Origin of the sequence: Chitinophaga caseinilytica (genome assembly GCF_038396765.1) — a bacterium.
Lineage (GTDB): Bacteria > Bacteroidota > Bacteroidia > Chitinophagales > Chitinophagaceae > Chitinophaga > Chitinophaga caseinilytica.
This window is the reverse complement of the sequence record NZ_CP150096.1, coordinates 3419337-3432286: the sequence shown is the minus strand read 5'-3', so window position 1 is coordinate 3432286 and position 12950 is coordinate 3419337. Positions and strand designations below refer to the sequence as shown.

The 12950-nt window shown below is 56.2% G+C and carries 9 protein-coding genes; 2 read left to right on the top strand and 7 right to left on the bottom strand.

Features of this window, described 5'->3' with window-relative positions:
• The first annotated feature begins 196 nt into the window (after nt 1-196).
• Nucleotides 197-550, top strand: a complete 354-nt coding sequence (locus WJU22_RS14000) for a DUF2200 domain-containing protein (protein WP_341838805.1) — start codon at nt 197-199, stop codon at nt 548-550.
• 2 nt (nt 551-552) lie between these two features.
• Here the strand turns inward: WJU22_RS14000 and WJU22_RS13995 are convergent, their stop codons facing one another.
• Nucleotides 553-1800 carry a cystathionine gamma-synthase family protein gene (locus WJU22_RS13995; protein WP_341838804.1) on the bottom strand — a complete coding sequence of 416 codons (1248 nt, stop codon included), beginning with the start codon at nt 1798-1800 and terminating at the stop codon, nt 553-555.
• Nucleotides 1801-1957: 157 nt separating this feature from the next.
• Here WJU22_RS13995 and WJU22_RS13990 point away from each other — a divergent pair, with 157 nt between their 5' ends.
• Nucleotides 1958-2416: an Lrp/AsnC family transcriptional regulator gene (locus WJU22_RS13990; protein WP_341838803.1), complete on the top strand. Its 459-nt coding sequence runs from the start codon at nt 1958-1960 to the stop codon at nt 2414-2416.
• 56 nt (nt 2417-2472) lie between these two features.
• Here the strand turns inward: WJU22_RS13990 and WJU22_RS13985 are convergent, their stop codons facing one another.
• The 6 genes from WJU22_RS13985 to WJU22_RS13960 all read right to left on the bottom strand — a co-directional run bounded on the left by WJU22_RS13985 (nt 2473) and on the right by WJU22_RS13960 (nt 12704).
• On the bottom strand, nt 2473-5103 hold the full coding sequence (locus tag WJU22_RS13985) for a hypothetical protein (protein ID WP_341838802.1): 2631 nt from the start codon (nt 5101-5103) through the stop codon (nt 2473-2475).
• Between the two features lie 39 nt (nt 5104-5142).
• Nucleotides 5143-7464: a hypothetical protein gene (locus tag WJU22_RS13980; protein ID WP_341838801.1), complete on the bottom strand. Its 2322-nt coding sequence runs from the start codon at nt 7462-7464 to the stop codon at nt 5143-5145.
• 159 nt (nt 7465-7623) lie between these two features.
• A complete protein-coding gene (locus WJU22_RS13975) occupies nt 7624-7752 on the bottom strand; it encodes a hypothetical protein (protein ID WP_341838800.1) in 129 nt (42 codons plus the stop codon).
• Nucleotides 7753-7761: 9 nt separating this feature from the next.
• Complete coding sequence (locus tag WJU22_RS13970) at nt 7762-9573, bottom strand: RagB/SusD family nutrient uptake outer membrane protein (protein WP_341838799.1); 1812 nt, start codon at nt 9571-9573, stop codon at nt 7762-7764.
• Nucleotides 9574-9591: 18 nt separating this feature from the next.
• Entirely contained in the window at nt 9592-11904 is a 2313-nt protein-coding gene (locus WJU22_RS13965; protein WP_341843778.1) for a SusC/RagA family TonB-linked outer membrane protein, read from the bottom strand.
• Nucleotides 11805-12704: a TonB-dependent receptor plug domain-containing protein gene (locus WJU22_RS13960; protein ID WP_341838798.1), complete on the bottom strand. Its 900-nt coding sequence runs from the start codon at nt 12702-12704 to the stop codon at nt 11805-11807. Before WJU22_RS13960 ends, WJU22_RS13965 begins: the two co-directional genes overlap by 100 nt.
• Nucleotides 12705-12950 lie beyond the last annotated feature (246 nt).

Here is a 12950-nt window from a genome sequence, read left to right as displayed (position 1 = left end):
TTTTCGCAAGCCGGGAAAATTCTTTTGACCGCATCCCATAAATTATCATCGATTTATATGCGATAATATCTGCAAGTTAAAATGTACGGCTGGCTAACGGACATAAAAACGCCCTTCCGGCGGAACGGGAAGGGCGATCGGTTTTTGAGATATTTTGTAAATTGACGGCGGCTTCACCGTTTAAAAGCGTATCAAAATGAAAGACAACACCGAAAGAGTCAAAAAAATGTCGTTCGCCAGCGTCTATCCGCATTACATCACGAAAGCGGAGAAGAAAGGGCGGACGAAGGCCGAGGTGGACGAAATCATTTTCTGGCTGACGGGATATGATGAAAAAACGTTCCAGCAACATCTCGACAACAAAACCAATTTCGAAGATTTCTACGGCCAGGCCCGCATCCATCCCAACGCTTCCCTGATCAAAGGCATGATTTGCGGATACCGGGTGGAAGACATCGAAGACAAAACGATGCGTCAGGCCCGGTATCTCGACAAACTGATCGACGAACTGGCGAAAGGCAAAGCCATGGAAAAGATCCTCCGGAAGTAAGTTTACAGTCGCGCTGCATGCAGCGCCTGTTCCATGTCGCGGATTAAATCTTCGTGGTGCTCGATCCCGACGCTCAGCCGCACCATTCCCTCCGTAATTCCGTATTGCAGTTTTTCCGATTCCGGCACGCCCGAATGCGTCATGGACCAGGGGTGCTGCGCGAGGCTTTCCGTGCCGCCGAGGCTCACGGCCAGCTTGATGTGCCGCAATGCGTTGAGGAAGCGGAATGCCGCCGGCTCCCCGCCCGCCACGTCGAAGCTGACCATGGCGCCGAAGCTGGTGTATTGTTCCGCATAAATCTGCTGCTGCCTTTCAGACATCCCCGTCCGCAATCCGGGATAATAGACTTTTTCCACGCCCGGGTAATTTTGCAGGAACGCGGCGATGTGCGCGGCATTTTGCGCGGCGGCGTCCATCCGGAGCTTGAGGGTTTCCAGGCTGCGCAGGAGCATCCAGGCCGGGTGGGGATCGATGATGGTGCCGAAGAACGTTCTGGCCGCTTTGATGGACTGGATGATGGATTTGCCGCCCACCGCAGCCCCGGCGATCACGTCGCTGTGGCCGCCGATGTACTTGGTGGCGGAATACAGCACGATGTCTGCCCCGAATTGCAGCGGGCGCGACCATAACGGCCCCATGTAGGTGTTATCGACCGCCAGCAGCACCGGCTTATCTTCCGTCGAAAAATGTTTGGCCAGCTCGCTGCACATCCTGACGTCAATCACTTCACCTGTAGGATTGGCGGGCGTTTCCACGAATATCATTTTCAGTTTCCCGGCGGCGCCGGCCGCTGCTACCTGGCCAACGATGCTTTCAAAGCTGTCGCCCGCGCTGAAACCGATCGTGCCGATCCCCAGTTCTTTGAGAAAATGCTGGATGAATTTATGGCTGCCGCCGTAGAGGGGATTGCTGAACAGGATGAAATCTCCGGGTTTGAGGAAGGCCATCATGGTGGTGGAAATGGCGCTCATGCCGCTGGAAAAGGCCGCGGCGTCTGCACCGCCGTCCCACAGCCGGATGCGCTCTTCCAGGATTTCTATGTTGGGATTGTTGATCCGGCTGTAGATAAGGCCCATTTCCCGTTCCTGCGCGGGTGTATGGCCGTGCGCCATGGTAAAGAAATCCTTGCCTTCTTCGGCCGTGTGGAATACGAACGTGGAGGTGAGGAATACCGGCGGCTTTACGGCGCCTTCACTGAGCTCGGGCTTGTAGCCATGCCCCATCATCGCGGTTTCGGGAGATTTTATCATTGGATCGTTTTCCTGCAAAGCTGGCTGTTGGCGGATGGGAAAACAAGATGCAGCGGGCGCGGCAGTAGAAAATAGCTAAATAGCGGCGCTGCGGACGGTGAAACAGTCTTTTTGACTATTTTTGGCCCATCCAAAGCAATTTTCAACTACCTGCATCATGCAATTAGACAAAACCGACCTGCGGTTACTTACGCTCCTGCAACACGACGCCCGGCTCAGCAACAAAGAGCTGGCCGACAAGCTCGGCAAATCCGTAACGCCCGTGCTGCTGCGCAGGAAGAAACTGGAAGAAAGCGGATACATCAAAAAATATATGGCGATCGTAGACAGGCATCTCATCAACCGTTCCCTCATGGCATTCACCAGTGTGCAACTGAAAGAGCATGCCGAAGAATTGCTGCATGCTTTTCAGCAATCCGTTTCCCGGTTCGAGGAGGTCATGTCCTGCCATCATATGACCGGCACCTATGATTACCACCTGAAGATCGTGGTGGCCGATATGAACGCGTATCACAAATTCATCACCGAAAAACTCGCCAAATTACCCAATGTGCTCACGGTGCAGAGCAGTTTCGTGATGGCGGAAGTGAAAGACGAGCTCGCCTATACGCTGTAATAGCCCGCTAATAAAACACCCCCGGAATTCGGAGGGTGCGTATCTTCTGTACTGGTTTACTGCAAAATAAAACTGGCCGGCGCATATTTGTTCAGGCTGAAAGTAAACTGCCGTGCCTTTACCGGGATCGCGTCCCGCAACAATTTTTCTCCCCGCAGATCTACCGGGATGGCTTTCTTCCACGTTTTCCCTTCCGGCAAATGGACCGTTATCATCCCCGATAATCCCGCCTGTTCCCAAACGGTGAGCAGTGTGCCGCTGTGGCCATTGGCGTCTGGCCCGAACGCGGTAACCAGCGTGCCTTTGCGGGAAAGCCATAATCCTTCTTTGGTGGCCGGCAGCGCGCCTTGCTGATTGCCTGCAACAGCGGCCAGGAGCGGCAAACGGGCTTCCCAGGATTGAACAGCCAGGTTTGCAGTCGGCTGTTCGTTGCCGGATACGGGCCAGATGCGCACCCGCTCGCTCCAGCTCCCATCCTGCCATAACGGGAAATTCGTATTCCACATGTTATTGTAGAGGTTCACGAAAACGTATGGCTTTTCGGGCACCGCGTCCATCGTCCACCGCCAGAGTCCAGGCTCACCGAGCGAAACCAGCGGCGCATCGATGGGGCAAAGGCCTGCTCCCACGCCATCTCCACGGATCTCCACGCCCGTGGTCACCGCCAGCAGATGACGGTTGGTACCGGGAATGATGTCGGTGGCAGGATGGATGGGCGCTCCCAATCTCCCCACCACAAATTCCGGCTGCCGGATAAGGAACGGAAAGCACAGCCAGCCGCCTTCCGGGTGCTTGTCGGGCGTTTTCTCCGACACTTCCCATTCCACATCGATCCAGGCGCTGTTCCGCGGGAAAATAAACTGGATGGTATACCCTTTCGCCAGGCCTTTGCTATCACCGGCGGTCAGCATCACCCTGTCTTCCACGGCCGACTGCTGATGGGTCAAAACCCAACCGGCGGGCGTAGTGGCCTGGTACGGAACCTGGCTGGAATCTGGCATGCCGGGCTTGCCGATATCGTTCAGACCCCAGCCATCTTTTATGCGGGAATATTTGTTGAAGAACCTATCGTACACTTCGTGGCTGCTGAACCGTTCGTGCAAAAACTGTCCGAGGGCATATCCGGAATTTGGGTCCACCATTTCTTTCCCGGTCGATTTATCGATCAAAGACCTGATCCCGCCTTTTTCCAGATCGAAAGTTGCGAGGAAATACGGCGTCTCGATCCGGTTGCCGGTTTTCATTGCGCGGGAAGCGGCGGGTTTGTACGGAATGGTTTTGTAACCCATGGCCGGAACATCTTCCACCCAGATTTCATTTCCGTCTACGGCCACCATGCCCGACCGTTTCCAGGGAAGCCCGTTATACACTACCACGCTTTTCCCATCCGATTTTACGGACGCGGCGAGCAAGGCCATGCGGCTTTCCATTTCACGGTCTACGATGCGGGCGGCGTTGCGGGCGTAATTGCGGTGGTCTTCGTAAGACTGCATCCATTTGCGTTTGCTGCCGCGCGGAAGTTTCGCGTAGTCGCCGTTTTCGGGCATGGGTTCCTTTTCCAGTTCATCCAGCCACTTTTTCCATTCATTGCCGTACAGGCGCCGCGGACCGTATTCCGCGTTCATGCCCCAGGTGTGTTCGCTATACAATAAACTTTGTTCGTAGGCTTTGCTGAGGGAATCGCGTAGATCGCCGGGCCGGAGGCCCCAGTTGCGCAGCTGCGTATCGAAACTTTGGAGGGCGGGCTCGAGCGGGCGCAGGTTCCGCGCGGTTTTGGACGCCTGCGGCATAGACATGAAGCCATGGATCCACGTGTCGGGCATATCGCCTTTCACAACGGGCAATTGCGGCTGCTCTGCCAGCACGGCCGCGGCAAAATCGTCGAGCGTGCCGAAATGGACGCGGACGCCGGGCATCTTTTCCTCATATTCCTTCCGCCATTTATCGACTTCCGAAGGGGCCGGCGGACCGTGGTTGTCGCCCGCCATGATCATGGACAAATAATTCCTGCAAGGCCAATCCCTGGGCGGCAACAGGCTGCTGCCGTAATCGATGGTGTACCCGCACAACACGCGCGATCCGTCTGGCCCTTCCCACCAAAACAGCTGCGGAACGCGGGGATACTGGCTGGCGGGGTTAACGCCGATGTGGAGGAATTTCACGCCGGCATGGTGCAGCAAAACGGGCATTACCCAGCTGTGCGAAGGCACGTCCGTCATTTTTGCAGCGATGGGGATCGGGCGGTTATATTTCCGGTTGATGTTGGCGGCGAAGGTGAGCCCGCGCACGAGGTCTGCCAGGTCCAGCGATTCCGTATGCGTCGTGAAAGGCAGGGCATGCACCGCGATAAAACCTTCCTTCACCGCCTTTTCTATTTTCGCCCTCCGCTCCGCATCCTGCTGCGGACCGAGCATCTGCGCCTGCAAAGGCCATCCCGGAACGGTCCACACGAACCGGTGGGAAGCCGGCAGATCGCGGTTTTGATCGATCACTTTCAGCGCATTGTCCATCATTTCCGTGCGGTAGCGGTGAAATACGTTTTCCGCCAGGTCGGTAAAGCCCAGGTCGAAATGACTTTTCACGACGATCCAGACATCCGTGACTTTGGAGGCGGGCGGTTTCGTTTGGGCGTTGGCCTGGCAGATGCAAAGCATTGCGCAGGCGATGGAAAGTATTTTTTTCTTCATGCTGATAAGGGTTCGGGGATAGCGTATCGTTTGATGTAATTACCGATCAGCCAGCATTTGGATGTCGCCGCTGCTGTTGACCTTCACCTTCGTGGCCCCACCGGAAGGTACGGATACTTTCGGCCATTGCATAAATTGTGTGTACCCCATGGCCGTCCGCGCCTGGCGGGCGTTCTCCGCAAAAACAGAGACCGCGGCGTCGTAAGGCGTTGTGTTGGTGAGGCGCAGGGTGACGGAGGATTTGTCTTCCGCCAGCTTTTCCGCTTTCACATGATCGAACACGTACAGCAAACCTTCGCCGGGGCGCACATATATCCCGGGAATTTCCATGGCCATGAGGATGCCGTTGGTTTCCGTCCAGGAGTTGCGGGTATGGATGAAGTTGCCGATAGCCCCGGCGCCTTCCGCATCGCTGGGCTGGATGCGCTCCATGCTGCTGCCGATGAGATAATTGGTAGTGATGTGCCCCGGCATGTTCACGGCTTCGGTATGGGCATGCTGGATGTCGCGGAGGAGATCCGCGTAGTGACGGTCTCCGGTGGCGCGGAATAGTTTGAAAAGGTGATCGGCGGAGGAAGTACAAACGCCCGGTGCCGCGTGTTTATTCTGGCTGCTGGCCCAAACGCCCCCGGCCATGCGGCCGCCCAGCTTCGCGATGGCGCTGCCCGGCGGGAAAACGGGATCGTAGGCCAGCGTCCAGGAGGCGCAAAGGGCGGCTTGCGCTTTGGCGCGCTCCAGCCAGACCGCTTTTCCGGTGTAGCGGTACATCGCCATGAGCGATTCCATGAACCCGAAAGCGGTTTCGGAATCTGCGTCCTGCGAAATATCGCCGCAGGCGCCGCTGGTAAAGCCGCGCTGTTCCACATCACGCCGGTAATAAAACGCTGCGGCATCACCGGCCACCGCCAGCCAATCCGGCCGGTTGAAGTAATCGGCGGCCAACGCGAGGCCCGCCGGCACGATGGCGCCGGCAGACGAATTAAAGACCGCCACAGCGCCCGTTTCCGGAACAATGTATTGCCCGAATTCGCCATGGGCTTTCCAGGTTGTCACGAAAGCGGCGGCCAACCGCTGCGCAGCCGTTTCCCATTGCGGGTTGATGATGCTCCCATGCCCCTGGGCTTTCAGCAGCAGGAGGTGTTTCATGAGCCAGAACAATACGTCCCCGTTTTTGCGCACCATCGCCTGGAGCTCCGGAAAATCAGGATGTGCTTTCTCCGTCCCCAGTTTCCCGTCCTCCGAAATAAATCCATAAAAATATCCGCTCCTGCCCTGCATCTTCGACACGATAAAATCCAGTTCTTCCGCTACCCGGCTTCTTTCCAGCGGATCGTTCAGCGCCAGCATGGGGAAAGTATTGATCATCCCGCTCACCCATCCCAACTGGAAATGCCGGCTGTTTTCCGGCAGATAGTACTTCCCGGCTTTCGTTTCCGTGAAATTGCCACGGCAGATGTCTGTCCCCAATTGCGCCAGTTTACTCATGGGCACGAGGTTTCTCGGTTCATTCGGCCCCGTCACCGATTTCCGGATTTCCATGAAATGCCGGAGATGACCGGGAATCCCTTCCGATTTCTTTCCGTATATCTTGAAACGCAACACCACTTCATCGCCGGCCGACCAATCCGGCGCTTTGTCGCCGCTGACGTGGAAATCCCCGAACCCCGCGGCGCGCGTGCGCATGGCGGGGGCCGTGATCCGGAAAGTGCAGGTGTCGCGATGCTGATTTTCGAATATCGATATGCCGTTATTGCCGAACCGGGTCTGCTGCTCCATGAGCACGAACCAGCTCTGGCCCGTTCCGGGCGCGTAAAAGCTCATGCCGGGAGCCGCGGTGTTGGTAGATTGCAGCTCCAGGAACGAGTTACTTTCCCCCGGCAGCGCGAGGCGCGGGTTGTTGGAGATCGTCAAAGGCGCACCGGGATTGAAGTACATGTCTTTCGGGTACTGCGGATTGTACCCGTTGCCGATGGCGCGGTAACGGTTGCCGTTGTAGACGATCCCCGGCACCAACACGTAATTGTCTTCCCGCCAGTCCCCGAAAACGAAGTCCACCACCAGCGCGGTGGCCGTCGCTTTTCCCTTCAGCAGCCTGCAACCGAGCGCCACATCGATCGCGCCGTCTGCCGCGGGTTTCATTTTCCAATCGAGCTGCCAGACGTTGATGCCATCTACCAGCACGTTCCCGTTTTTGAACGGTAAGGATTGCTGCACATTTGTGCCTTCATATTGTTGCAGGCTGACATTCAGCCCGCTGTTCAACGGGCCAACGGCGGCCGGCGGCGCTGCCTGCTGCGCACAGGCGATTGCCGTCCAGCCCGCCATCAACCACACACTTAGCCATTTCACTTTGCTTATCATCGTTTCTTTGTTAATGTGTGAATAATATACCGCCGGGAACGGCAGTACCGTTTTTCTTCAGGTGTTCAGTGTCAGCAACCAACTGATCCACCCGTTGGACTTAACCAGTACAATTCAACCAAACTTGTTTGCGTTTACTGTAAACGTGGCGTGATCTTCTTATCTCAGGTGTTTACCGAAAGCGCCGGCGCCGACGGAAACATCCGTCAGCGCCGCGCCCAGCCAGCAATTGATCTCTATGTGACGTGTGATATGCTTCCAGTTTTTGCCGGCTGTATCGGTCGTCATTTACTCCCGTTATTGCAGGGGATCGAACTCGCCGCCCCATTCCTTGTTCTGCTTCAGCATGCCTTTCGATTGCGACAACTGGCTTTCGGGCAGTGCGTAGAACCAGTGGTTCAGGTCGAGATTGAATTTGTAGTTCGGGTCGTTATCGAGATTATCGATGAATTTGGCGGAGAATTTCGCGCGAACGGAGGCCGTCATGATGTTATCCGCCGGCGATACCATTTGCCCGTCTTTGATGGTGATGTACAAGCCATGGCGGAAGCCCTGGTTATTGAGGATATCGTACCGTTTCCAGCGGCGGAGGTCGTTGAAGCGCTTGTTTTCGTATGCGAATTCCGCGAAACGTTCGGCGATCAGCGCCTCGCGCACGTCGTTCTTCGTGGTGGCCGTGATGCCATAGGTATCTCCCGCTCCTGGCGTGATGCCGGCGCGTTTGCGGATGTCTTTCATCACCTGGATGGCTTCCGCGGTGCGGCCGGTTTCGTTGGCGCATTCGGCGTAGTTCATCATTACTTCGGCGAAGCGGATCTCCACCCAGTCGGTCTGTGCCTGTCCACCGAGGCCCGCCGTCACCGTGGTGTCCAGTCCTTTCCGCTGGAAGAACCCTGTGATGCTGGGGTTCCCGGGCATGGAGGGGTGGATCACGTTGAGCATATTCACGAATTTGGCCTGGCCGGCGTCGTATTTCCAGACGTTCCAGAAGCTGTTGCCTTTCACGTAGATCGGCGCCACTTCATCGGGTGTGGGATATGGTGTTCCGCCGCAGAACACGGTGCTATAGAACCGGTCGTCGCGGTTGGTGTAGAAATCGGTGAGGAACTGTGCGTTGTAGGCATCATTGTCCAGCTGCGCCTTATCCAGCAGCATGGGCGAACCGTCGCGTTTCGGGAAAGCCAGCAGCAGCGAAAGGATGGGCTGGTTGGTGTTCGACGCGTCTTTGGTCAGCGGTTCGGGCCGGATGCTGTTGAAATTGTTGGGATGGTTGGGATAGAGGAACTGGTTCACCATGATCACTTCCTTGTTCCTTTCCTCCGACCAGATCTTCCTGAAGTTCGGGTGCAGCGCGTGCCCCTGTGCCACGGCTTCGTCCATCGCCGCTTTGGTGGCCGTATAAGCGGCTTGCCAGCGCGCCTGATCGTTGGTGGGGTTGAAGAGCGGGCTGGCCCATTGCATCAATACCTTCCCTTTGAACGCCATCGCCGCCACCTTCGTGATGCGGCCATAATCCTGCGCTGCGTTGGGATACACGCCCGGGAGCGCCGCGATAGCGTCGTCCAGGTCTTTTACGATCTGCGCGATGCATTCCGACGTTTTGTTGCGGGCCACGAACAGCGCTTCCACATTCGTTACGTCCTGCGTTTTGAGGATGAGCGGCACACCGCCCACGTTGTTCACCATTCCGAAATACGCCCAGGCGCGCCAGAACTTCGCTTCGCCCTGCAGACGTTGGTTGGTGACAGGAGAAAGCACGCCGGCCTGTAATTCGGCCAGGTGATCGAGGAAGAAATTGATCCGGTCGATCTGATCGTAGTTCAACCCGGAAGTGGTAGACGATACGGAGATGATGCCCCGGTTGTAGTCGGGCATGCTGCGCACATTGCTCATCCCCTCGTCCGAACTGTTGCCGTTGAAGGGCCACCCCGGCATCATGCGCCCGTAGATATCGCTGAGGAACGCCTTGATCATCGCCGAATCCTGCCAGACGGTTTCCGGGTTCAGGTTGTTATTGTTTTCGTAATCGAGCCCTTTCTTGCAGGCCTGGCTGCCGAGCGCCGCCGCGCCTGCGAGCATGATCGTGAGTAGTTTATTGCTGAATTTCATAATTGCGGAATTTGGTGATTACAGGGAAAGAACGGCGCCGAAGTTGAACGCTTTCATGATGGGATAGGTGAAACCGTCCGCCATTTCGGGATCGTAGTATTGCTTCCCGAATTTGCTGATGACGAACAGGTTGCTGCCGTTGAAGAAGAACTTCAGTCCGCTGATGCCCACTTTGCTGGTGAGCGACGAAGGCAGGCTGTAGGAAGCCGCCAGGAAGCGGAGCCGCAGGAAGCTGGCTTCCTTGTTCCAGAAGGTGCTCGCATCGTTGGTCACCCTGCGGGTGCCGTCGTTCGCGGAATAGCGGCGGGGCAGCCCGGCGTTGGGGTTCTCAGGCGTCCAGCCATCGGTGTACCATTCACGCCACATACGGTTCCATTCCACGTTGCCGTCTACCAGGTTGTTGACCATCCGGTACTGGCGGAAGTTGCCGCCGAAGGAAGCCTGCAGCCCGAAACCTTTCCATTCCGCGCCCAGGTTCAGGCCCACGGTAACGGGGTTACTGTTGGCTTTCACCACTTCAAAGTCCCAGTCGTCGATCATACCGTCAGGCGTATTGTTGGGCCCGCTGATGTCTTTGTAGGTCAATTGTCCAGGCTGCGGAGCGATCCCGTAATACTTATAGTCCGGGTTCTTGGACACGAACGCGTCTACGTCCGCCTGTGTGCGCAGCATACCCGTCACCACGCGCGTCACCACCCGGTTTACGTTGTTGCCAACGGTTTTCTGCCAGGGGTAGGAAATGTTTTCGTCGCGGATATTGTATTTGGCCACGCCATATCCCGCGTTGGCGTTCACGTAATATTTGAAATCACCTATGGTACGGTTCATACCGAGGCTCAGCTCCACCCCTTTCGATTCCATTTCGCCATAGTTGGCGTCGGGCAGGGAGCGGCTGAAGGTGGGCGGCACCGAAGCGAGGCGCTTGCCGAGGATATCGTAGGTTTTTACTTTATAGAATTCGAGCGTGGCGGTGTAGTGATCGAGGAAGTTGGCTTCCAGTGCGAGGTTGTGGCTCAGCGATTTCTCCCAGGTCAGGTCTTTGTTCACGATCGGGCCGTACGTTACGCCCACATTGGTTTTGGGATCCGTCCCGAAAAATGCGGAGTTGCCGCTTGCGTACGACTGCTGCCACTGCCATCCACCCACGAGATCGTTCCCGGTGAGGCCTGTAGACGCACGCAGTTTCAGGAACTGGATGCCGTTCACGCCCGAGAAGAACTTCTCTTTGGAAATGATCCAGCCGGCGGAAACGGAGGGAAAGAAGCCCCAGCGCCTTTCCGGAGCGAACTGCATGGAACCGTCGTACCGGTAGCTGAACGCCGCGATATATTTTTCATCGAAATCATAGCTTAATTGGCCCACCCAGGAGCGGCGGCCATTGTTCTGTTCGGTGTTACCGCCGTTGTAGGAATCCAGCCGGTCGCCGCTCGTAGCCCACCACTGGTCTTTCACGATCACCGGAAAGTTGTCGCGCGAGGAGGTGATACCGCCGGCCGACCAATCCGATTTTTCATACAGCAACATCGCTTTCACATGATGAAGCCCGAAAGTGCTGTCGTAGTTCAGGGCGAAGTTCAGCGTGTGCGACGACATCCAGGAATAGTTTTCCTGCAGATAGGATTTCCCGATCTGCGAAGACTTCTTCAGCGCAATGCGGTCTGCATCGTTGGTGCTGATCTGCCTTACGCCGGTGGTTTTCATCACCCACATATCGTACAGCGTTTCGAAAGCCTTTCCACGCGTGTTGAAATACGACTTGAAGAACTGGCCGGTGGCCGACAATCCGGGGATGCCGGGCAGCTTGTACTGCAAACGCACGTTGATCGTGGGCGAGAGCCAGTTACGTTTGATATAGCCGCCGTCGCCACGGGTTTCCGCGCCCACGTTGGCGATCCAGCCATAATCGATCGGGTTGCCGCCGTCTGTCCAGATCGGCTGCTCGGGCTGCCACAGGAGCTGTTTGCGGTAGAGATCGTTAGGATTGGCCGCCACAGCGGTATTCGGCGGTCCGTAGGTAAGACCGTTGTACAGCTGCACACTGGTAAATGCCTGCAGCCTGGGCGTAATGTCGGCCGTGAGGTTTGCGCGGAAATTGTAGCGGTCGTAAGTCAGGTTCTTCATGATGGCGTCTTCCTTCACGTATGCGCCGGACACAAAGTATTTGATTTTTTCGCTGCCCCCGCTCACGCTGAGGTTGTGCGACGAAATGTTGGGATCGTTGTACACTTCGTTCAGCTGATCGTATCCCCAACCGTTATTGATCTTTTTGAAATAGTCGAAATCGGACTGCGACCACATGGAGCTGGAACCGGGATTGAGGCGGTTGTAGATTTCACCGGTCTCGATGGCGTTGGTACGCTCGGCGTTTTTCCCTCTTTGGAGAAACCGGTGTTGTAGGAATAGTTGATGCGCGCCAGCCCCAACGCGCCGCGGCGCGTTGTGATGACGATAACGCCACCGGCCGCGCGGGCACCATACACGGCAGCTGCCGCCGCATCTTTCAGCACCGAAATGTTGTCGATGTCGTTGGCCGCGAGGTTATTGAAATCGTCTGCCGTAGCGATAATACCGTCGATTACGAACAATGCGGACTGGTTATTGAAAGAAGTGCCCACGCGCACCCTTACCGAAGGGGCCGATCCGGGAATGCCAGACGGCGTGGAAACGGAAACGCCGGGGAACTGGCCCGCCAGCAGGTTAGCGACCGACGTGGTCGGGAAATTGCGGCGGTCTTCGTCCATCTTCATGGTGGCTACCGATCCGGTCACAAGGTCTTTGCGTTGTGAGCCGTACCCCGTCACTACGAAATCTTTCATGGTAGTGGCGGTGCTTTTCAAAATTACGCGGAGTGTTGGCCCGGTAACCGTCACGATCGTACTTTCGAAGCCCGTCATGGAAATACGGAGTTTGGCGTTCATGGGAACGCTCATGGTGAACCGGCCTTCTTCGTCGGCCGCCATGTTTTTCTTTTCTCCGCCGGTCTGGCTGATGGTAGCCCCCGGCAGCGGCGCGCCCGTAGAGTCGGTGACTACGCCTTTAACTTGCATGTTGTCTTGCGCATACATACCCGTGGAATAGAAGACCAGGCACAACAAACCCAGCATCCAGCGCTTAAATTTTGATTGATTCATAAAGTGAATTGTATAGGTGGAAAAATTACCGACGGCCCTTTCTTGTGGCAAAAGCGATCCTATATCCAGGCGATGGTATAAAATTCCGATTCTGCCGCCCGTCCCACCACCCTAAATTTGACTTTTAACTATGCTTTTTTTGCAGGACGGTTAAATTGTCGGTCAGACATTTATTATACTGCAAAACCAGTCCAAATCAGTATATTTGAATACGATACATTCCACAAACCAACAGTGATTCATTCC

What these genes read in the sequence shown, in the direction of transcription:
- WJU22_RS13975 (WP_341838800.1), bottom strand. Translation starts at nt 7,752, where the DNA reads ATGACGACCGATACAGCCGGCAAAAACTGGAAGCATATCACACGTCAC.
- WJU22_RS14000 (WP_341838805.1), top strand. Translation starts at nt 197, where the DNA reads ATGAAAGACAACACCGAAAGAGTCAAAAAAATGTCGTTCGCCAGCGTC.
- WJU22_RS13970 (WP_341838799.1), bottom strand. Translation starts at nt 9,573, where the DNA reads ATGAAATTCAGCAATAAACTACTCACGATCATGCTCGCAGGCGCGGCG.
- WJU22_RS13995 (WP_341838804.1), bottom strand. Translation starts at nt 1,800, where the DNA reads ATGATAAAATCTCCCGAAACCGCGATGATGGGGCATGGCTACAAGCCC.
- WJU22_RS13960 (WP_341838798.1), bottom strand. Translation starts at nt 12,704, where the DNA reads ATGAATCAATCAAAATTTAAGCGCTGGATGCTGGGTTTGTTGTGCCTG.
- WJU22_RS13980 (WP_341838801.1), bottom strand. Translation starts at nt 7,464, where the DNA reads ATGATAAGCAAAGTGAAATGGCTAAGTGTGTGGTTGATGGCGGGCTGG.
- WJU22_RS13985 (WP_341838802.1), bottom strand. Translation starts at nt 5,103, where the DNA reads ATGAAGAAAAAAATACTTTCCATCGCCTGCGCAATGCTTTGCATCTGC.
- WJU22_RS13990 (WP_341838803.1), top strand. Translation starts at nt 1,958, where the DNA reads ATGCAATTAGACAAAACCGACCTGCGGTTACTTACGCTCCTGCAACAC.